Source organism: Epilithonimonas sp. (assembly GCF_032055105.1).
Taxonomy (GTDB): domain Bacteria; phylum Bacteroidota; class Bacteroidia; order Flavobacteriales; family Weeksellaceae; genus Epilithonimonas.
Window position 1 is genome coordinate 56,086 of record NZ_DAMBRK010000005.1, and the last position, 22,688, is coordinate 78,773.

Genomic DNA, 22,688 nt, shown 5'->3' on the forward strand with positions numbered 1-22,688 from the left:
ATTTCAATCAAAAATAAATAAGAAAGCGACAATATTTTTTGTCGCTTTTTTTGATTTTGAAATTTAGATAGGAAGTAATGGTCGGAAGTGGACATATACTTTTTTCTCTCGGATATAATAACAGACAAGCAAAAACAAAATCGCCATAGAAAACCAAATCATCAGAGAATAATAATCCATAATAGACCTTAGCAGAATCTGATTGTCCAGTTGTGCTTTGAATACTTTTTGTGTTACTAGAGGAACAGTTTTCTCTTCCAAACCATTATTTCCGAGATAGGCTTTAATTTGATTGATTTTATCCAGATAATATTGATTGTTATAATTGATGTAATCTAAGAATCTGTTGTAATGCAGATTGTAGTGGTAAACTGTAAAAAATTTAGTCAAAAAAGTGCTGGTTGTGTAGCCTAAAAATCTTATAACCAGCCCAAAAGCAGCGGCAGAAGGCGCCAGATAATAAGGAACAATACTTATGATAAACAAAATCGTAGGAACCATTATAAGACCGACACCCAATCCGTGTGCAAATAGCGGAATACTGTAGTAGCTTTCATTTCCTGCATTATCCAACATCTGTGTCATACAAATGTGATAAATCATCAATGAAACAAAACCGCACATCCAGAGCCAGATGACATTCGATTGTTTGATTTGATGCCAAGCCGCCAAAGCCACACCAGCAATTATTCCGATGAGATTAAAGACAAACATATATGAGATATGCTTTGGGTCCATATGAAGCACACTTTTGTAAAAACTCCCGACATAGGTAAAAGAGAATCGCTCGATGTACATAAAGAACAAGAGCATTGCGCCCCACAGATATTGTTTTTGTTTAAAAATAGAAAGATCAATATAAGGTCTTTTTAAAGTTAACTGACGGACTACAAATAACAATGTTGCCAACCCAATCATTACCGAAACCTGAATAATTTTGGGACTTTCAAACCAATAATATTGTTGTCCATAGACACTCAAATAGCCCAATCCAATTAGTATGACAGCCAGCAAAATAAAACTGCTCATATCCAACTGAATCAACGTGTGTCGATGAAATACTTTGGCAGAAGAGATGCAAACCAAAACAATGATTACGCTCACGGCAAACATCACCATCGATAGTTTATAGACAATGTCAAAATTATACTGGTCGATGAGGTCTGCGGTAATCAGGTTGTTAAAAGATGTCGTACAAAGCAACATCCCGAAAAACAAACTATAAGTAACTTCTTTGGCTCTGTAAGATTTCATAAATCTGATAGCCATCGACATATAGAGATTCACGGCACTCGCAAAAAGCATCCCTTGAACAAATCTGACAATGAAAACCACCAGTAGAATCTGAGAGGAGAACAGCAGATAACAACACAATAGTTGGAACAACTGAAACTGGATAAAGTATTGCTTAGAAGTGAAGTAATTATAAAATCTCCTTTCCAAACAGTAGAATGATGCAAATCCTGCATAGTAAAGCGAAATCGTAAACTGGATGTCATTCGGTTCTATGCCGTAATAACCTGCAGCAACGTCTTCGTTGGCCATTGGCAGGAAGAACATAATCATATTGGGCAACAACAATGTGAAAAGAATTGTTTTTGCCAACCAGTTCGGAACCCATTCTTTGAATAAAGTCATCGTTTAGCTTGGATTAATGATGAGGGATTGTGACGGTAACATTCATCCCGGAGAGTATTTTGGAGCGCCATTCTTTGCTGAGGTTAATGATTTCTATCTTAACAGGAATACGCTGGACTATCTTCACAAAGTTCCCAGTAGCATTATCTGGAGGGAGCAAAGAAAAACTAGAACCAGTTGCGGGAGAGAATGCCAATATCTTTCCTTCGAATTTCTCATCAGGATAAGCATCTACCGTGATAGAAACTTGGTCGCCAATTCCAAAATGTGAAATCTGAGTTTCTTTAAAATTAGCCATAATCCATTTAGGATTTTCGTCATTCACGATGTAGCAGAGATGGTCTCCAATATCAATCATCTGTCCTTTTTCTATTTTACGTTTCCCGAGTCGTCCGTTGTATGGCGCGGTGATTACGGTATAACTTACGTCTAGATTTTTACGTTGTTTTACCTCATTCAGTCTTGATTTTTCGGCACCAATGATGGCTTTTTCCTGATTCAGGTCTTCTGCTTTTTCTTTTGCAACTCTGTAGTGTTGTTCTGCTTGTGACAGATCACTTTTATAGATGTTAAGATTAGCTTCTATCTGTTCCAATTTTTGTGCGGTGGCAGATTTCTCTTTGTAGAGTTGCTTGTACCTTTCATATTCCAGATTTTCTTTCCATACTTTTATTTTGGCCGCTTCTATAGCTTGGTAAGCCTCTTGAGCTTCTGCTTCCAAGGTTTGTCTTTGCTGGTTCAAGACTTGGGTGTTGGCATTTTGTTTCTGGAGTTCTGCACCTACTTGGTTGGCATCCAGCTTATATTCTCGATTATCGATAATGAATAAGGTGTCGCCAGCTTTCACGTTGTCATAATCATTAAACCGTACTTCTCTTACATAACCACTCACCCTTGCAATCACAGGGTTGATGTATTCTACCACCTGAGCATCATTGGTAGTTTCATTATGTAGGAAGTGATAGATAGAGATGGCAGCTTTTATCATAACAAAAAGCACAAAAATCCACGCGACAGCAGAAGTGAATTTGACTAGGGTTTTACGATGAGATACTTTCATTTTATAGGGTTCCGGTTTCGTATTTTAGAGAGTAGTAGCTTTTCAGGATATTCATTTTGGATTGTTCCAGTTCAAATTGGGCTTGCACCTGCAATAGATTAGCGTCCAATAGGTCTGTGATGAGAGCGGTCTGGTTGAAATAAGCGTTTTTCAAAATCCTCGCATTTTCATTAGCATATTGCAGATTTTGTTCAAAGACTTTTTCGTGTTTCAGAGCTTCGTCGTATTCGTAATAAGCTTTGTAGATTCGGGTTCGGATGTTATCATTCGTGAATTGATGATGAAGTTGGGCAGAACTCAATTCTATTTTAGCTTCCTGAACTTGATGCTTGTTGTGGTAGATACTGCTGATGTCATAAGACGCTTGCAGACCTACGAGCCCCAAACTGTACCAATTGGGGTTGTAGTTATAAAGGAACACTTGCGGATTGGCAAATTGGAAAGAACCTATCAGACCTATTTTAGGATAGTAATTGCCTTTGTCTAGTTTTAATTTGGTTTCTGCCACTTGGGTGTGTTGTTCAGATAATTCTGCATCGTAGCCTTTTTCTAGAGCTATTTCGATGTAGTCATCTACTGATAAAGCTGTTGTTTCTTCTTCAATAGACGCTATTTCTGGTTCTATGATGGTTTTGTCATCTTCACCGGTTAAGACATTGATCTGTTGTTGCAAAACGATGATGCTATTCTCAATCTCTGTGAGTGTCATTTTTCTTTTACTAAGTTCCAGCTCGGTGCGCAGAACGTCACTTTCCAGGATGATTCCGGCTTTGTAGATGTTTTTGATTTCGGAAAGCTGATGTTCTTTTTCTGCAATATCGTTTTGCATTGTGGTTTTCCATTGGTATTGCAAATGCAGGTCTATAAAAAGATTGGTAGCTTTCAGCTTGGTAAGGCTGATGAGTTTTTCTTTATCAGTTACCGAGATATCAGAAAGAATCTTAGCCAGTTTGATTTCATTTTTTAGTTTGAAACCATCAAAGAGATTCATATACAGATTGGTCTCTGTGTTGTAAAGGGTGTGGATTATGTCGTGCTGGACAGGTTTGTGAAGAATACCATTCACATAGACAGGCATATTGGTGGCGTGTCTTATAGAACCTGTGATACTTAAGGTTGGGAGCTGATTAGATTGAGCTTGTTTAATTTTGGTTTCAGCCAATTGTAGTTTTAGTTGTTCCAGAGCGATTTCTTTGCTATGGGTTTCAACTTTGCTAAAAAGCTGAGGAAGCGTTAGTTGTTGTTCTTGGGCTTTAAGAGAAAGCTGGTATAGACAGGCAGATAGTGCTAGAATAAGCCTGTATTTTTTACAAAACATTTTGCGTTTAATTTTAAAGTGCAAAACTAAAGGCTTTTATGTGATGTAATTTTATACAAAATAGACTAATTTTTGTTGATTCCTGCCATTTTTATTTACCTTTGAGTATGAAATTATTGGATATCCTTCAAGAGATAGATGACTCACCCAAAGATGTTTATCTGGTGCACGAGCGTTTTGAGAGGCATTATGATATGCATACCCACAAGCGTGACCAGTTGAGTTTTGTAGAAGGCGGTGTGGCGTATGTCACGATAGAGAATGAGTATCTAGTGGTTCCGGCAATGCATTTTTTATGGATTCCTGCAGGGGTGCCTCATAAGCTGGATGTGTCGCATCACGCCACTCAGTTGCATTCTTTTTATTTCAAAAGTTCAGAGAAGGCTTTTTACAAAGATTTGGGAATCTATCCAGCCAATCGATTGATTACAGAACTGATTAACTTTTCCCAACGCTGGTCTCATCAGTTTGTGGATTATCAGGAGCCTTATGCGTCTGCACTTTTTTCTTTGTATGACATTCTTCCTTTGATGGCAGAGCAGCAAATCAAGCTTCAGCTTCCTACTTCCGAACATCCCAAGATAGAGCAGGTCTTGCAGTATATCCATCAGAACTTCCATACGCCATTGACCTTGAGTGAGATGACCGATCAGTTTCATATGAGTGAGCGGAGCTTCTGCAGATTATTCAAAAAAGAGCTTCATATTTCTTTTATTCAGTATCTCAAGACATATCGGATTATCCAGTCGATTAGTTTTTTACAGAAGCGGAAAGATTACTCTATCGAGCAGATTGCCAATGCAACGGGTTACGAATCTCTCGCGGCTTTCAGTAATGCTTTTTACGAATATACAGGGATGCGACCGTCGCAGATGCGGAAGATGATTACTTAATCAAAATTATTTAATTAATGATTAAAACCAGATAGACCTTAGTTTCAAAGCTTTCCTTTCCGCTTCAAGATCTTACCTCGCGGTTCATTACCTTCGTACAGTGCTATTTCAGAATGCAGAAACTGAGCAGCTGAGGCAGAGTCTTGTACTTTCACAGAACTTCTTTCTATCATTTCAGACTCGAATGGGGTTAGTACACTTTCTCTGATGCCTCTTTCTCGCCAGTTGGAGTGTGGTCTGCAGGCTTTGGAAATCGTACGAGCCAGAGATAAGGCATCCAGCAGAGCCTGATTAGCTCCTTGTCCTTTGAAAGGGCTCATTGGATGGGCTGCATCACCAATTAAGGTTGCTTTTCCTGAGTTTTCCAACCATTCTGACCTCAGCAATGCACGGTCATAAACGGGATAGCCCGAGATTTGAGTTTCAAGGGTGGCGGATAATATTTCTGGAATGGGAGAATGCCATTGTGTTCTTTGGATAGCTTCTTCTTTGAGTGCTTTTTTACCTTTGGCGCTCAGGGTTTTGGCATCTTCTTCCGTCATTGGGAAACTCAGTTGCCACATTATGGAATCTGAATCATAAGGCATCATATAGATACGCTCATTCCCATTAGCTGTCTGAAATACCGTTGCCGAATCCAACAAATGGCTATCCATATTTTCAAGCGCGCTCAAAGGGCAAATCCCTAATATCACAATACAACCCAAGTAACGCAATGGTGATTGTTCTTCGATAATCAATAAGCTACGGACTGCACTTCGGATACCATCTGCGCCTACGATGAGGTCGGCTTGGTCCGTTTTTACTTCGCCATTGACTTGAAAATTAAGGTCAAGTCCGCCGTCACTGTTTTCTTTAAAATCAATGAGTTGATGCCCCCATTGTATTACATTATCACTACCAAGTTGTTGGATTAATGCTTGTCTCAGAGACTGTCGGGCGATATGGATATTGGTTTTTTTTGGAGAAGTTTTAGTGCTGCCTTGCATCCATTTTCTCATTCCCCATTCAGCGACTACTTTTCCATCTGGGTTATGGACAAGGTGTCTTGTAGAAACCACGCCTTTGTCCAAATCAAAAATCCCAAATCCCTCCATTGCTTTACTCGCTTGTTGCAAAGTGAGTCCATAGCCTTGCGAACGCTCATCAAAGGCGTTATCCCTTTCATACAGCGTAAAAGGAATCCCTCTGTGCAGACAGGCCACAGCTAATGCTGTACCGCCAATCCCACCTCCAATAATGGCGATGTGAGGATAGTTGTCTTGATCAGGCGTTGGAAAGTCTGGTGAAGACACCAATCCAGAACCAGCGCAAGTAGGACAGATGTACAAAGAGGCTTCTGGGCGGGTAGGTGGTGTGCCTTCTCCATTGGCTTTTTCAAACTGCTCCAGTTCTTGCAAATAACGAAGACGTAGACTCTTCTTGATTCTGCGTTTTTGTTTGCCGAGTCCCATACAATCGGGACAACTGGTGAAGCAAGTCATTTTAAGTAATTGATTTTTGGATTAATACCCGTTGTGCATTTTGATTCATTTTCGTCACTTCGAGTAGTCCGCCTTAGGCGAGACGTATCGAGAAGTATGTAATTTTGAAGATCAAACTATTCTCGATACATTTTTTCTCCACTATGTTACGAAAAAACACTCGAATTGACGAATCAACTATTAAATGCTTCAAACCTTACAGTGGGTTAGTGATTTTAATTTGTAATTTATTTTTAACATTAAGAATATTAAGGTCATTGAGCTTAAACAGCTTAATTAAAAGCGATTTATTGCTTTTTTAACTTTGCCACGCTTAATAGACTGAAATTCTTAATGTTAAATTTAAGAATAAACAAAGTTTATTTTAATTTAGAAAATTAAGAAAAAGCTTTAATGTTATACTACATAGATTATTAGTGTATAAATCATTACTAACCAATCAGAAAACCATCGTCAGCTGGATTCTCTTTCTAGCTTCATCTACTTCCGTTACTTTGACTTGCACGTGTTGGTGCAGTTTTACCACCTCATTCACATCCGAGACAAAACCATCTTTCAGTTGAGAGATATGAACCAATCCACTTTCTTTGATTCCTAAATCTACGAAACATCCAAACGCCGTAATGTTATTCACAATACCAGGAAGTACCATTCCGATTTTGACGTCTTTGATGGATTTGACATTCGGGTCAAATTCAAACACCTTGGCGGCTTTTCTTGGGTCTAATCCTGGCTTTTCTAATTCTTTTAAAATATCCTTGATACCGAGAATTCCAATATCATTGGTGACGTATTTTTCTGGATTCACCAAGGCGATTTTCTCTTTATTGGAAATCAAATCCTCTGTTTTCAATCCCAAATCTTTTGCCATTTTTTCTACCAGCTTATACGCTTCAGGATGTACAGCAGAGTTATCCAAAGGATTTTTAGCATTCTTGATTCTGACAAAAGCAGCAGCCTGCTGATAAGCTTTTTCGCCCAGTCTTGGCACTTTTTTCAAATCCTTTCGTTCAGAGAAAGCACCATTTTCTGAGCGGTAAGCCACAATATTTTCTGCCATTTTTTCTCCAATTCCGGAAACATAGCTTAGGAGTGATTTACTGGCTGTATTCAGGTTGATACCTACCGAGTTGACGGAACGGATGACTGTGTTATCCAATTCTTCTTTCAGTTTGCTTTGGTCCACATCGTGCTGGTATTGTCCTACACCAATGGATTTAGCATCTATCTTCACAAGTTCTGCCAAAGGGTCTGCTAATCTTCGTCCAATGGAAACCGCACCACGCACGGTAACGTCGTAACTTGGGAACTCATCTCTGGCAATCTTACTGGCTGAATACACCGAAGCTCCAGCTTCTGAAACCACAAAAACCTGAATCGGTTTGTCAAAGGCTATTTTTTTAATAAAGAATTCCGTTTCTCGGCTGGCAGTTCCGTTTCCGATGGAGATGGCTTCGATATTATAAGCATTCACCATCGAGCGGATTTTCTTCATCGCCATTCCACTTTCGTTTTGGGGTGCGTGGGGGTAGATATTTTCGTTGTGCAGGAGGTCGCCTTTTTCATCTAGACAAACTACCTTGCAACCTGTTCTGTAACCAGGGTCAATGGCCAAGATTCTTTTCTCTCCCAGAGGAGAGGCCAGAAGCAGCTGTTGCAGATTATCAGAGAAAACCTCAATGGCTTTTTGGTCTGCCTTTTCTTTAGCTTCTTGCAGAGCTTCGTTGGAAAGTGCAGGTTCTAATAGTCGTTTGTAAGAATCGGTAATGGCGAGTTCTATCTGTTTGGCAGAGGCGTTATTAGTTTTAATAATAGCTTTGTCGATGAGGTCAAGTGCTTCATCTTTATCTACATCCACAGATGCTTTTACAAAACCTTCGTTCTCTGCACGGAGCACGGCTAATAATCTATGGCTTGGGATTCTGTTGAGCGCCTCCTGCCATTCAAAATACTGACTGAATTTCTGAGCTGCTTCCTCATCTTTTTTAGCTTTCACCACTTTGGAAAAGATGATGGCTTTTCTCTGAAAAAGTCTTCTCAGGTTTTTTCGCACATAGAGATTTTCATTTACCCATTCGGCAATAATGTCTCTTGCACCTTGCAGAGCTTCGTCTTCGTTGGCAACATCGTTATTCACATATTTGGAAGCCAAGAAATCTATATCATCATTTCTCTGGCTCATGATGATTTTTGCCAGCGGCTCCAGTCCTTTTTCTCTGGCGGTGTCGGCTTTGGTTTTCTTACGTTTTTTATAAGGCAGGTAGAAGTCTTCTAGCTCCTGCAGGTCAAAGCTTTGTTCTATTTTTTGCTTCAGTTCGGGTGTCAAAGCATGTTGTTCCTCGATGGACTTCAGGATGCTGTCTTTCCTTTTGATGATCTCTAGGAAAAGTTTGTTGAGTTTAGCAATATTTTCAATCGCTACCTCATCCAGATTGCCGGTTTTATCTTTTCTGTATCGGGCAATGAAGGGGATGGTACAGTCTTCTGAGAGAAGTTGCAGAGTTGCGTCAATACTTTTGGTAGGAAGATTAAGTTGCTGTTGTATGTAGGCAGAAGTTGTCATTTCGGTAGTTTGAACAGCGAAAGTAGTGTTTTTGAACCGAAAATACAGACTACAGCTACTTTCCTTTTGGTGTTTTTTCTCGCAACAGAAATATGAAAAGTCCTAAAAACAAAATAATAGGTCCCAGTAGTTCTAATCCGAATGAACCAAGAATCAATAGTGTCATCATAACAGAAATATTTTGGTTAAAAATATCACTTATGAAGAAGTTATCTTGTAGTAGAAATACTGATTTTTAAGTTTTTGATTCGCGTTGGGGCGTTTACCAATTTGGTGCTCTTTGTGATTTTGAGAACCATGGAAATAGCAGGACTAGATCTTCCAAAAGATGTGCTTGGAAATAACCCCATATTAAAAAAATATTCAGGATTACGGAAAGCCGTAAAAAAGTCTGGATAATTTATCTTATTTTCGGGATATATTAATCTAACCATACTGGTGAGCTTATTTTAACTAAAAACATAAACCCCATGAAAAACCCAAAAAAAAATCTGTCCTCTTACGTAGAACTATTTTTTGAAATGCTTGCAGAAGTAATTATACTGCTTAGACAACTAGCGAATCAAAAAGTAGAAACCGAAAAATCCTATGACAGTGCCGATGTCAAGATTCTTTTGAAAATAAGCGACAGCACCTTCTACCGATGGTGCAAACAAGGGAAACTGCATAGCAAAAAAGTAGGAGGCAAGATCTATGTCTCCAAAGCTTCGGTAGATAATCTGTTGAAGTAGAGCTGTAGCATCTGTCTTTTTTAAAATTATTTGTTCTCACAGATTTTGCTGGTTGAGCAGGTAGATTTGTGTTAATACTTTTCTAAATATCCTATTCTCAGAAACTAAAAATCGGGCTAATCCACAAAATCTGCGAGAACTATTATTCTTTTCATCTTTTACGTTTTTAAACAATCAGTTATCTGGAATCCAAGATTCAGCCAGTTTCTTCTGATTTTCTTCGGGTATGCTTTAGGCTTTGTTCGGAAAAAACATCTTTTTTCCGAACAAGACCCGAACAAATGTGCTACTTGACCCGAAGGATTGTAGAAACAATCAGTCAATTGCAGTCAACAATAGTCAAAGGCAGTCAATACCGGTCAGGGGTGTACAAGGGATACTTTTCTGTTATATCTTCGTCCTACCAAATCAATAAAAATAATAGAAATGGGTAAATTTGAAAAAGGAATCCTAGGTGGATTCTCCGGGATTGTAGGCCCGGTAGTAGGCGCCACATGGCGTGGTATGGATATCTTGCGTAGCCGCCCAAAACGTACACAGCGTGTTCCTACTGCTGATCAACTGTTGCAACAGCAGAAGTTCAAGTTAGCAGTACAGTTTTTGCAACCTGTCAGAACCATCCAATCCAAGTATTTTGGTACTGGGAGTGGGGTGAAGTCCAGGGCAAATCTTGCCGTCTCTTACACCATTGCCGAGGCAATACAAGTGGTTGCAGAGGTGCCAGAGCTGATTTTCAACAAGGTGCTGATTACCAGAGGGGAACTTGCAGGTTTTCAAAATGCAACACTGGCAACACAAGTGGGTGGCGTACTGGAAATGAGCTGGCAAGACAACAGTACGCAAGGCAACGCAAAATCCAATGACGCAGTCTCTCTCGTCTGCTACTGTAAGGAGTTGAAAGCGTTTGAGATCTTTGAAGGCATCGTTCTACGCTCAGATCTGGAAGCTATCGTAACGCTCCCCAACTATTGCATTGGCAAAACAATGGAGGTCTACGCCTTCCTGAACAACGAGAAAGAAACCATGGCAAGCACCAGTTTCTATCTTGGAGAACACACGGTCATCTAGACTGTGGTAAACGAGCCACCCGAGAGGGTGGTTTTTTTGTGGGGAAATTTGAACATAAAAAAAGCCCCACAGGTAGGCGAGGCGCTAAATGTTTTCACAACGGAATAATCCTTATTGTGAATTGCTTTCATTTACAAATCTAAAACTATTTTTTGTTATACAACTAAGAAAAAGCATTTTGTGGAGATTTTTTTTCTTGTTAATTTTAAAGGATTTCAAAAAACAAAATAATTATGAGCAAAAATATACTTGGGTTAGACTTGGGGACGAACTCTATTGGATGGGCGTTGATTAATCAAGACTTTGCAAGCAAGGAAGGAAAGATTCTCGGAATGGGAAGCAGAATTATCCCGATGGATGAAGGAGAGAAAGGCAAATTTGCTGAAGGAGCATCAATTTCAAAAACAGCAGATAGAACAAAATACAGAGGTGTTCGTCGCCTTCGAGAAAGATATTTGCTACGTCGTGAGCGATTGCACAGAGTTTTAAATATTATTAAGTTTTTACCCGAGCATTTTGCCAATGAGATTGATTTTGATAAACGTTTTGGAAAGTTTAAGTCTGATAATGAACCTAAAATAGCTTATAACGAGGGAGGTTTTGTCTTTAAAAACTCTTTTGAAGAGATGCTTTCTGATTTTAAAACACATCAACCACAATTTCTAAAGAATGAAAAAGGAGAAGATAGATTAGTCCCTTATGACTGGACAATTTACTATTTGCGTAAAAAAGCTTTAAGCCAGAAAATAGAAAAAGAAGAATTGGCTTGGATTCTTTTAAATTTTAACCAAAAGCGTGGGTACTATCAGTTGCGTGGTGAAGAGGAAGAAGAAAACCCAAATAAGTTAGTAGAATTCTATTCATTAAAAATTGTAGATGTTACCGCAGACGAACCTCAACGAGGTAAAACGGATATTTGGTACTCGTTGATGTTGGAAAATGGATGGGTGTATCGTAGAGCAAGCAAAACACCTTTGTTCGACTGGAAGGATAAAACAAGAGATTTTATTGTAACCACAGATTTGAATGATGATGGCAGCATCAAAAAAGACAAAGACGGAAATGAGAAAAGAAGTTTCCGAGCTCCTGCGGAAACAGATTGGACTCTAATAAAAAAGAAAACAGAACAAGAGATTGACCAATCTCATAAAACTGTCGGGACTTACATCTACGATACTTTGCTTCAAAATCCTAAACAGAAAATCAAAGGAAAATTAGTAAGAACTATCGAAAGGAAGTTCTACAAAGCAGAACTGAAAGAGATTTTGGAGAAGCAAAAAGAATTTCATCCCGAGTTGCAAAGCGATGATTTGTACAATGATTGTGTGCGTGAATTATATAAAAACAATAATGCGCATCAATTGACATTAAGTAAAAAAGATTTTGTACATCTGTTTTTGGAAGATATTATTTTCTACCAAAGACCTTTGAGAAGTCAAAAGTCGTCTATCTCTAATTGTACACTGGAGTTTAAAAAATATATAGATAAAGAAGGCGCAGAGCACACACAATATCTTAAAGCTATTCCGAAATCAAATCCTTACTATCAGGAATTCCGCATCTGGCAATGGATGTATAATCTTAATATTTACAGAAAAGATGATGACAGCAATGTAACTCAAGAGTTTCTAAATTCTTATGAAGATTTAGAAAGCTTATTTGAGTTTTTGGATGGTAGAAAGGAAGTGGATCAAAAGGCTTTGTTGAAACATTTTAAACTCAACGAAAAGACGCATCGTTGGAATTTTGTTGAGGATAAGAAATATCCTTGTAACGAAACCAAAACAATGATTGCTACAAGGCTTGGCAAGGTGGAAAATATTGCGGATGATTTCTTCACAAGAGCAATAGAGCAGCAGATTTGGCATATCATCTATTCGGTCAATGATAAAATTGAATATGAAAAGGCATTGAAATCTTTTGCAAGAAAAAACAATTTGGATGAAGTTTCTTTCTTTGAAGCGTTTAAAAAATTTCCTCCGTTCAAAAGCGAGTATGGTTCTTTTTCGGAAAAAGCAATTAAGAAATTATTGCCTTTGATGCGGGTAGGGGAATATTGGAATTATGACCATATTGATAATTCTTCAAAAGCAAGAATTGATAAAATCATTACTGGAGAATATGATGAAAATATTAAAGATAAAGTAAGGGAAAAGGCGATTAATCTAACCACGGAAAGTCATTTTCAAGGTTTACAGTTGTGGCTGGCACAGTATGTCATCTATGGCAGACATTCCGAAGCCTCCATTATTGGGAAATGGAATTCTGCGGATGATTTGGAAGCGTTCTTACAAGAGTTTAAACAGCATTCACTTCGTAACCCTATTGTGGAGCAAGTAATAACAGAAACGCTAAGGGTTGTGAAAGATATTTGGGTGCAATATGGGAAAGGAGCTAAAGATTTCTTTAGTGAAATTCATATCGAGTTGGGTCGAGAAATGAAAAATACTGCTGAAGACCGTAAAAAAATTACCAACCAGGTTACAGAAAACGAAAATACCAATCTGCGCATCAAAGCATTGCTGGCCGAAATGATGAATGATGCTGATGTGGAGAACGTGCGCCCTTTCTCCCCGATGCAACAGGAGATTTTGAAAATTTATGAAGATGGTGTATTGAATTCTGATATTGAGATTGAAGATGATATTCTAAAAATAAGTAAAACAGCTCAACCAAGTTCATCAGATTTGAAACGATACAAGCTTTGGTTGGAACAGGGATATAAATCGCCTTATACAGGGCAAATTATTCCGTTGAATAAATTATTTACACCGGAATATGAGATAGAACATATTATTCCGCAAAGCCGATATTTTGATGATAGTTTCAATAACAAGATTATTTGTGAGTCGGCTGTTAATAAATTAAAAGATAATTATATAGGATTAGCATTTATCAAGCAGTTTCACGGGACGATTGTAGAGTGCGGTTTCGGAAAAACAGTTAAAATCTTTGAAGCTGACGAATATGAAGAATTTGTGAAAAAACATTATGCTAAAAATAGAGGAAAAAAAGCAAAACTCCTGCTAGAAGAGATTCCTGAAAAGATGATTGAAAGGCAATTGAATGATACACGACATATCAGTAAGTATATTTCAGGAGTTCTTTCAAATATTGTACGTGTTGAAGATGGGACAGATGAAGGTGTAAATTCTAAAAACATCGTTCCGGGAAATGGAAAAATTACAACTACCTTAAAACAAGATTGGGGATTGAATGATGTTTGGAATGATTTGATTCTGCCTCGTTTTGAGAGAATGAATCAATTGACAAACTCAACAGATTTCACAGCATGGAACGAAAATCATCAAAAGTTTTTGCCAACCGTTCCTATTGAATTATCTAAAGGTTTTTCTAAAAAAAGAATAGACCACCGCCATCACGCTATGGATGCTTTGGTCATTGCCTGTGCAACGAAAGACCACGTAAACCTTCTTAATAACCAGTCAGCAAAATCAGATACCAAACGATATGATTTGAAGAAAAAACTGATGAAGTTTGAAAAAGCAGTTTACAATGATGCTAAAACAGGCGAAAGAATAGAGAGGGAAATACCAAAACAGTTTTTAAAACCTTGGGAAACCTTTACCGTTGATGCTAAAAATAGTTTGGAAAATATTGTGGTAAGCTTCAAACAAAACTTACGTGTCATTAATAAGGCTACAAATTACTTTGAGAAATATGTTGAAAAGGATGGTGTGAAAACTAAAGAAAGAGTAGCGCAAACAGGCATAAATTGGGCGATAAGAAAACCAATGCACAAAGAAACAGTATCAGGGAAAGTAAGCTTACCGTGGGTAAAACTGCCAAAAGGAAAAATATTAACTGCTACACGAAAAAGTCTGGATACATCTTTTGATATGAAAACCATTGGTAGTATTACAGATACAGGGATTCAAAAGATTTTGAGAAATTACTTAACTGTAAAAGGAAGTCCGGAACTAGCTTTTTCGCCAGAAGGAATAGAAGACCTGAATAAAAATATCAGACAGTATAATAATGGAAAAGACCATCAACCTATTAATAAGATAAGAATCTTTGAAATGGGGAGTAAGTTCCAAGTAGGCTATTCCGGCAATAAAAAAGATAAATACGTGGAGGCAGCTAAAGGAACCAATTTATTCTTTGCTGTATATGAAGATGAAAAAGGTAAGAGGAGTTATGAAAGTGTGCCACTGAATATTGTTGTTGAAAGGCAAAAACAGGGATTAGTTTCTGTTCCAGAAAGAAACGAAAAGGAACATCAATTATTATTTAATCTTTCTCCAAATGATTTAGTTTATGTTTCTGATGGATCAAGTGAAAATATTGAGACGAATCGAATTTATAAAATGGTTAGTAGTACTGGTGTTGAATGTCATTTCGTTCCAAATCATTATTCTTCTCCAATATTAAAAAATGAATGTGGTACAAATAATAAAAGTGAAAGGCTTTTAGAGTATTTTAACGATAATGATTTAAAAGGAGAAGATGATAAAATGTTGATGATCAAGAATTTTTGCATAAAATTAAAAGTAGACCGCCTAGGTAACATTTCAAAAGCATAAACTATGAATCGTTCAGACTTCATAAAATCCCTCGGTCTTGGTTTAGGTGGTATTGCCTTGCCTCAGACTTCGTTTTTTAAGACGGAGCAGGTTAAGATTTATGATAATTATATTCGGGGGATCCATTTTTACAGTTTTAAAAAGTTATCGGAGAATATTAAAGAAGGCGATGAGGTTTTTCTTCAAAGAGATGCGGGAAATATTCACGATGCTTTTGCGATAAAGGTGTATTATCAGGATAGCAAGTTGGGTTTTGTAGCAGCGTATGAAAACATTTTATTGGCAAATATGCTGAATCAGCAGATTAAACTTCAGGCAAAAGTGAGTAAGATTAATCTGAATGCATACAATAATCAGTTGGCGATTGAGGTGTATGCCGAATTAGTAGTGCCGTCTGATCGGTTAATAACGATGATAGAGCAGGAGACAAGAGTAGATGATTCTATGGATTTGTACCGGAATAATTTTGAAATATAAATATGATTACACGCTCTATCTACATCGGCAATCCGGCTTATCTCAAGCTCAAAGACGAACAAATGTACATCTTAGATGCGTCATCCAATGAAGTGAAAGGGAAAGTGCCTGTTGAAGATCTCGGTTTTCTAATGTTGGATCATTTTCAGATTACACTTTCGCATCAGTTGATTCAGAAGATGATGGGCAATAATGTAGTGGTGGTAAGCTGTGATGCGCACCATTTGCCTCACGGGATTATGTTGCCTCTGTATGGACATACGGAACATTCAAACAGGGTGAAAGACCAGTTGGAAGCCAGTGAGCCGTTGAAAAAACAACTTTGGAAGCAGACGGTAGAGTGTAAAATTGAAAATCAAAAAGAGGTGTTGCTGAGGTTGGGTAATTATTATGAGCCGATGATTGACTATCAAAACAATGTCAAGAGTGGCGACATCACCAATATGGAAGGTATCGCCGCACAACATTACTGGAAATATCTCATCAGTCTTGATTTTCTGAGACAGCGTTTTGGAGACTCGCCCAATCAGTTTTTTAATTTTGGCTATGCCGTTTTACGGAGTATTGTAGCGAGAGCGATTGTAGAAACAGGACTGTTGCCCGTGTTGGGGATTTTCCATAAAAATAAATACAATCCGTACTGTCTTGCTGATGACCTGATGGAGCCTTACCGACCGTTTGTAGATCTTCTGGTAATGCAATGGCTGGAATTGCACCCGAGTACCGAAGAACTGACTAAAGATTTTAAAGCACACATTCTGCAGATTGCTACTAAAGATGTAAGAATCGACGGAAAAACCCGCCCTTTGCTGGTTGCGGTAAAAACAACCGCGTCATCGCTGTACAAATGCTATACCGGAGAAAAAAGACTCATCTCTTATCCCGAATTGATATGAGTCGGTGAAAGACATTTTACTTTTTACATTGTACCTATTACAATCAAAAATATGGATGCCGAAAGGTTTAACGCTTATCGAATTATGTGGGTTTTAGTACTATACGATCTTCCTACCGAGACCAAAGCCAATATGCGGGATGCCAATAAATTCCGTAAAGGGCTGATAGATGATGGGTTTACGCTTTTTCAGTTCTCGATGTATGTGCGTCACTGCCCAAGTAGGGAGAATGCTGAGGTGCACATTAAAAGAGTGAAATTTATGCTTCCCAAAGCTGGTAAAGTGGCTATAATGTGCATCACCGACAAACAATTTGGAGATATTGAAATCTTTTTTGCCCGCAACAAAGAAGAACCGCCACCGACCTTCCAACAACTCGAACTTTTTTAGCAACCCGTCCTTCGGGATAGTTTATACTGAGCAAAGTCGAAGTGAAGCAGTCCCATCATCAGGAAATGAAAACCTGCGTTGTATTAATATAGAAGTTTCAAAAACTAATATTTTTACAATTCTAGAACAATAATAAACCCTCTGAAAAACAGAGGGTTAAGTTTTGAGGTTGTGTTGTATCTCAAAGATACTGAAAAATGAAAGCAATTCACAACTCAAGATTAATTCATTCTTTCGGTTTGGATGTTGTGTTGTATCTCAAAGATACTGAAAAATGAAAGCAATTCACAACGAGAAAGGTTTGCCTTCTGTGCATCACGAAGTTGTGTTGTATCTCAAAGATACTGAAAAATGAAAGCAATTCACAACAGACAGTCAAGATAAAGATGCCAGAAATAAGTTGTGTTGTATCTCAAAGATACTGAAAAATGAAAGCAATTCACAACATGGTTCCGAAACTGTTGATCCTGATGAATGTTGTGTTGTATCTCAAAGATACTGAAAAATGAAAGCAATTCACAACGAAAATCTAAAAGATGAAGTGCCAATCAATGTTGTGTTGTATCTCAAAGATACTGAAAAATGAAAGCAATTCACAACTACTTGTAAACTTAATAGTTACGTTTGTTAGTTGTGTTGTATCTCAAAGATACTGAAAAATGAAAGCAATTCACAACTAGTTTGAACGGTTTTCCATCGAAGTATTGGTTGTGTTGTATCTCAAAGATACTGAAAAATGAAAGCAATTCACAACTGAATGAACCGTTCACAAACTTCCCTTTGCGTTGTGTTGTATCTCAAAGATACTGAAAAATGAAAGCAATTCACAACAAGCTGAGAAAACAAAAGTAATAGCTAAAAGTTGTGTTGTATCTCAAAGATACTGAAAAATGAAAGCAATTCACAACGAAGGGAGATTAGAGCAACAAAACGATTTAGTTGTGTTGTATCTCAAAGATACTGAAAAATGAAAGCAATTCACAACTCATCTCTGCAATACTTACCGCCGTTAAGAGTTGTGTTGTATCTCAAAGATACTGAAAAATGAAAGCAATTCACAACAAAGAAATAGTGATGATAATAAGCTCGTGCGTTGTGTTGTATCTCAAAGATACTGAAAAATGAAAGCAATTCACAACGACGCCAAAACGGAAGAAGTAAAAGACTTAGTTGTGTTGTATCTCAAAGATACTGAAAAATGAAAGCAATTCACAACGGTGTTGAATTATTACCTATACTCCAAATTGTTGTGTTGTATCTCAAAGATACTGAAAAATGAAAGCAATTCACAACGTTTTGTCGTATCTATTAACAAGTCTGAAAGTTGTGTTGTATCTCAAAGATACTGAAAAATGAAAGCAATTCACAACGGAACTATACCATTAATCAAATCAGCTTTTGTTGTGTTGTATCTCAAAGATACTGAAAAATGAAAGCAATTCACAACTCCAATCGTCGAAATTTGCAAACGTCGCCGGTTGTGTTGTATCTCAAAGATACTGAAAAATGAAAGCAATTCACAACTATAAACATTCCCCTCCAATGTTTGACCGCGTTGTGTTGTATCTCAAAGATACTGAAAAATGAAAGCAATTCACAACCATTCACACAAACACCTTTGATATTAATGGGTTGTGTTGTATCTCAAAGATACTGAAAAATGAAAGCAATTCACAACTAAGTTGCATTTGTACAGAAGCATTATTGTGTTGTGTTGTATCTCAAAGATACTGAAAAATGAAAGCAATTCACAACATATTTGTTTTTCGAGCCTTTCATTCAGGGGTTGTGTTGTATCTCAAAGATACTGAAAAATGAAAGCAATTCACAACTTCCTAACTATTGCGGCATCATTCGGAGCGGTTGTGTTGTATCTCAAAGATACTGAAAAATGAAAGCAATTCACAACGGAACAAAAAATCATTTAATAATTGACTATGTTGTGTTGTATCTCAAAGATACTGAAAAATGAAAGCAATTCACAACTGCTCAGAGATTTAGTCTTATGAACAAGAAGTTGTGTTGTATCTCAAAGATACTGAAAAATGAAAGCAATTCACAACAAAAATCTAACACAACCAATATTTAAGTTTGTTGTGTTGTATCTCAAAGATACTGAAAAATGAAAGCAATTCACAACTACAGTAGTTTTGTTAAATTTGTTGGTAATGTTGTGTTGTATCTCAAAGATACTGAAAAATGAAAGCAATTCACAACACGATAAGAAGCCAAATACACCACTATTTTGTTGTGTTGTATCTCAAAGATACTGAAAAATGAAAGCAATTCACAACTAAACTTTGTTTTGCTCATAGCTTTTTTATGTTGTGTTGTATCTCAAAGATACTGAAAAATGAAAGCAATTCACAACAATTTGTATGTGTAAAAAGTTCCACTTGCTGTTGTGTTGTATCTCAAAGATACTGAAAAATGAAAGCAATTCACAACTAATCATCCAACATAGATTCGTTGTACTCTGTTGTGTTGTATCTCAAAGATACTGAAAAATGAAAGCAATTCACAACACAATTTGAAATTAACTAAAATTAAAGAGTGTTGTGTTGTATCTCAAAGATACTGAAAAATGAAAGCAATTCACAACTAGTTATCGGCGTATCTGTTGCGGTGGTTTGTTGTGTTGTATCTCAAAGATACTGAAAAATGAAAGCAATTCACAACTGAACATTATACAAACCTTTCAGGAAGTCGGTTGTGTTGTATCTCAAAGATACTGAAAAATGAAAGCAATTCACAACGGTAATGGTTGTGTACTTGCAAAATGTATTGTTGTGTTGTATCTCAAAGATACTGAAAAATGAAAGCGAATATTGAAACAAGCTTTTTTGAACTTTATTTTGAATAAAATAGAAAAATAGATGACTCTAAAACAACCCCAAAACATCATTTTTCCAACCTCAAAACCACCGGAAAATGATCACTATAACCACCCATATACCGTGAACCAGAGTAGGTGCGATGAGGATATTTATTATTCTTATTGTCCTTATTTCTAAGTCGGGGAGAGTTGTAGATTTCTGCTTGGATATTGCTTAATTTGAACTGTTCTATCAGCGATTTTCCACTGTAAATAATCTGGTCAAAACAAACACCTTTCTTACCGTGATAGGTGGAGAATTGATTGTTTTTGAAGAATGTTTCAAAAGGATTGTTTAGGATTTTCTCTCCGTTATTCTTGTAAAGCAGTCCTTGCAAAGCTTCATTATCAGGATTTTCATTGAAGTCGCCCATTATAATAACAGATTCATTTTTATCAAATAACTCTTGAATTGTTTCTTTCAACTTATCGATGATATAATCTCGTTGTGCTTTTTTAGCATCTTGATTTCTTTTGGAGGGTAGATGAACAACCAAAATATGTAGCTTTTTTCCTTGATATAAAAACTCTGTGTGCAATATATCTCTCGTATCAAATTCCTTCTCTTCATTCAACTGAAACTTAAAAGTTTGATAGCTTTCTAAAATCAATTTCGTCTTATCAAAAAGCAAAGCCACACTTAGATTTCGAGAATCATTGGATGGTTCATAGATGATTTCGTAATCATTAATAGGAGAATCTTCTTTAATCAAATCTTCTAAAACCGACCTCGCGCCAATCTCAGCCAAACCAATAACAGAAGGTAATTGTCCAAAATCTTCCTCAACAAAACGGAAGACATTAGTAATCTTTCTAATTTTCAGATGGTATTTATAATCGTCCCAATTATTAAATCCGACTGTTTCTTGATTAGGTGGATAAAAGTTCTCGACATTATAGAACATCATTAGAGTCATAGTCTTAGAAATGGACTTATTGGTTGATTTATCTCGCAGATTTTACTGATTTCCCAGATTAATGAAAATCTGCCTGATTTGCAAAATCAACGAGAAAATGATTTGTAATTAATTAAATAGCGATAAGATAACTACCACTTCTTTCTTCGGGTATAGATAAAAGTGCAGACCACAATCAGAAGCATCAATCCCAAAGTATAAAAATAGCCGTGTTTATGATGCAGTTCCGGCATATTATCGAAGTTCATCCCGTAAATCCCAGCAATGAAAGTAATCGGTAAAAAGTAAACCGAATAGATGGCCAAAAGTTTCATCACCTGATTCGCCTTCTGGTCAGACAAAGCCAAAAACATAGAAATAAGGTTGATTGTTTGAGCATTCACGTGGTCAAAGTCGGCAATAACGTCTTTCTGTTTATCCAGTAAATCCATCACTTCGACATCATCAAGCTCCAGGTTTTTGAACTTGGAAATCCATTCTCCCGAGATATTCAGGATTCTGGTATTGAGACCCGATTTTCTTTTCAGTTTGTAAAGTCTTCGGATTTGGTTGGTTTGATTGGTGTTTTTCAGAAAGATTTCGTTTTCCATGGCGTCCATCACTTCCAACAGCGTCTGACTCTCATCATCAAAGGTTTTCATCACCTTCAAAGCCAATCGAAGCGCCAACTTGTCACGTGAAATATTCTCAAGATTATCTTTCTTCAGTTCCTCACAAACTTCATTGATGCTTTTACTTTTCACCCTATGAGTCGTGATAATCAACTTCGGTAAAAGAAAAATCCCCAATTTACTGCTGATATCACTGATGCTGTTGAGATTTCGCCTTTCGAGTTCTGTAGATTCTCTGGTAAGGAAAAACTTCACGTTGTCCACTTCTTCGTACTTTGGAAGGTGGTTGGGGTCTATCGTGTCCTCCAGCAAAAGGTAATTGATATGATAACGCTCGTGCAAAAACTGAAGGTCTTCTTCCGTCGGCGCAGTCACATCAATCCATTCCCAGTTGGCGGTTTTGTATTTCTGTTCTATCGGCATATAACAAAACTAAATAAAATCTCAGTAATAATAATCATTTTTATTAGGGCAACTTAATCCGCCTGAGTTTATCCTGAGCTTGTAGAAGGGTTCCTAATCTTTTCACTCCACTGCGTTGCGTAAAAAGGAGTTCTGTTCAAACCTAACGAAGTGGTTCATCGATTCAAATAAAAATAAATAAAAAATTAGAGATAAGTCGGGTTGCGATTGATTCGATGTTTTATATCTCGTCAGTTCGAGTAAAAAATGATTTGCAATGAAATGGAAAATCATTTTTGTATCGAGAATTTATTTTCATAAACCAATCCTTAAATATCTTATATTTAAGTTATGCAAAATTCTTACGTTTATATTTTACATTGTTCAGACGATACATATTATACAGGAGTTACAGGAAATGTCTACAAACGATTTGACGAACATCAGGATGGGAAATATTTTGGTTCCTACACATTTGATAGAAGACCGGTTCAATTGGTTTATTACTGTCATTTTACAGATATTGAGTTGGCAATAGTTTTCGAGAAAAAAATTAAGAAATGGTCAAGAGCAAAAAAGCTGGCTTTGATAGAAGGGAGATATGAAGACCTTCCTAATCTTGCTAAAAAAAATTTCAAGAAGTAATTTTAGGTTAGAATTTCGTCAGTTCGAGTAAAAAATAATTTGTAATGAAATGGAAAATTATTTTTGTATCGAGAACTATATATTAAAGGCTTCTCGATACGCTTCGTTGTACTACGCTACTCGAAGTGACGAATTTCAAAGGTTTATTGTACGCTAAAATATGATAGAAAAAA

At 37.0% G+C, this 22,688-nt stretch carries 15 protein-coding genes and 1 CRISPR repeat array; of the genes, 8 read left to right on the top strand and 7 right to left on the bottom strand.

Translation table 11 applies throughout. The features are described 5' to 3' along the window. Positions 1-63: 63 nt before the first annotated feature. From RTY06_RS05685 to RTY06_RS05695, 3 genes are read right to left on the bottom strand one after another with little or no spacing between them, the layout of a single operon-like run. Complete coding sequence (locus tag RTY06_RS05685) at positions 64-1,638, bottom strand: MFS transporter (protein ID WP_312823445.1); 1,575 nt, start codon at positions 1,636-1,638, stop codon at positions 64-66. A 13-nt stretch (positions 1,639-1,651) separates the two neighbouring features. Continuing rightward, positions 1,652-2,698, bottom strand: a complete 1,047-nt coding sequence (locus RTY06_RS05690) for an HlyD family secretion protein (RefSeq protein WP_312823447.1) — start codon at positions 2,696-2,698, stop codon at positions 1,652-1,654. Position 2,699: 1 nt separating this feature from the next. After that, positions 2,700-4,016 carry a TolC family protein gene (locus RTY06_RS05695; protein WP_312823449.1) on the bottom strand — a complete coding sequence of 439 codons (1,317 nt, stop codon included), beginning with the start codon at positions 4,014-4,016 and terminating at the stop codon, positions 2,700-2,702. A gap of 107 nt (positions 4,017-4,123) precedes the next feature. Between RTY06_RS05695 and RTY06_RS05700 the strand changes: the two genes are divergently transcribed. Beyond that, positions 4,124-4,909 (top strand): AraC family transcriptional regulator, encoded by a 786-nt coding sequence (locus RTY06_RS05700; RefSeq protein WP_312823451.1) that lies wholly within the window; start codon positions 4,124-4,126, stop codon positions 4,907-4,909. Positions 4,910-4,953: 44 nt separating this feature from the next. Here RTY06_RS05700 and RTY06_RS05705 read toward each other — a convergent pair whose 3' ends face one another. Together RTY06_RS05705 and RTY06_RS05710 are read right to left on the bottom strand one after the other, a co-directional pair. Further along, the gene (locus RTY06_RS05705; protein ID WP_312823452.1) at positions 4,954-6,393 is read right to left on the bottom strand and encodes an NAD(P)/FAD-dependent oxidoreductase; all 1,440 of its coding nucleotides are present in this window, start codon (positions 6,391-6,393) and stop codon (positions 4,954-4,956) included. 439 nt (positions 6,394-6,832) lie between these two features. Then, the gene (locus RTY06_RS05710; protein WP_312823453.1) at positions 6,833-8,956 is read right to left on the bottom strand and encodes a Tex family protein; all 2,124 of its coding nucleotides are present in this window, start codon (positions 8,954-8,956) and stop codon (positions 6,833-6,835) included. Between the two features lie 470 nt (positions 8,957-9,426). Here RTY06_RS05710 and RTY06_RS05715 point away from each other — a divergent pair, with 470 nt between their 5' ends. The 6 genes from RTY06_RS05715 to cas2 all read left to right on the top strand — a co-directional run bounded on the left by RTY06_RS05715 (position 9,427) and on the right by cas2 (position 17,065). Continuing rightward, positions 9,427-9,687 carry a helix-turn-helix domain-containing protein gene (locus RTY06_RS05715; RefSeq protein WP_312823454.1) on the top strand — a complete coding sequence of 87 codons (261 nt, stop codon included), beginning with the start codon at positions 9,427-9,429 and terminating at the stop codon, positions 9,685-9,687. 426 nt (positions 9,688-10,113) lie between these two features. After that, complete coding sequence (locus RTY06_RS05720; RefSeq protein WP_312823456.1) at positions 10,114-10,755, top strand: DUF6266 family protein; 642 nt, start codon at positions 10,114-10,116, stop codon at positions 10,753-10,755. A 233-nt stretch (positions 10,756-10,988) separates the two neighbouring features. Then, entirely contained in the window at positions 10,989-15,302 is a 4,314-nt protein-coding gene (gene cas9 / locus RTY06_RS05725; RefSeq protein WP_312823458.1) for a type II CRISPR RNA-guided endonuclease Cas9, read from the top strand. Between the two features lie 3 nt (positions 15,303-15,305). Continuing rightward, positions 15,306-15,779, top strand: a complete 474-nt coding sequence (locus RTY06_RS05730; RefSeq protein ID WP_312823460.1) for an HIRAN domain-containing protein — start codon at positions 15,306-15,308, stop codon at positions 15,777-15,779. Between the two features lie 2 nt (positions 15,780-15,781). Then, positions 15,782-16,675, top strand: a complete 894-nt coding sequence (gene cas1, locus RTY06_RS05735) for a type II CRISPR-associated endonuclease Cas1 (RefSeq protein ID WP_312823463.1) — start codon at positions 15,782-15,784, stop codon at positions 16,673-16,675. Positions 16,676-16,726: 51 nt separating this feature from the next. Then, positions 16,727-17,065 carry a CRISPR-associated endonuclease Cas2 gene (cas2, locus tag RTY06_RS05740; RefSeq protein ID WP_312823465.1) on the top strand — a complete coding sequence of 113 codons (339 nt, stop codon included), beginning with the start codon at positions 16,727-16,729 and terminating at the stop codon, positions 17,063-17,065. 168 nt (positions 17,066-17,233) lie between these two features. Next, positions 17,234-19,898: direct repeats of the CRISPR family, unit length 47 nt; unit sequence GTTGTGTTGTATCTCAAAGATACTGAAAAATGAAAGCAATTCACAAC. A 68-nt stretch (positions 19,899-19,966) separates the two neighbouring features. On the opposite strand, the gene RTY06_RS05745 is transcribed toward cas2, so the two are convergent. Next, positions 19,967-20,848: an endonuclease/exonuclease/phosphatase family protein gene (locus RTY06_RS05745; protein WP_312823467.1), complete on the bottom strand. Its 882-nt coding sequence runs from the start codon at positions 20,846-20,848 to the stop codon at positions 19,967-19,969. 140 nt (positions 20,849-20,988) lie between these two features. Beyond that, on the bottom strand, positions 20,989-21,891 hold the full coding sequence (locus tag RTY06_RS05750; RefSeq protein WP_312823468.1) for a CorA family divalent cation transporter: 903 nt from the start codon (positions 21,889-21,891) through the stop codon (positions 20,989-20,991). 330 nt (positions 21,892-22,221) lie between these two features. Here RTY06_RS05750 and RTY06_RS05755 point away from each other — a divergent pair, with 330 nt between their 5' ends. Beyond that, positions 22,222-22,515, top strand: a complete 294-nt coding sequence (locus tag RTY06_RS05755; protein ID WP_312823469.1) for a GIY-YIG nuclease family protein — start codon at positions 22,222-22,224, stop codon at positions 22,513-22,515. Positions 22,516-22,688 lie beyond the last annotated feature (173 nt).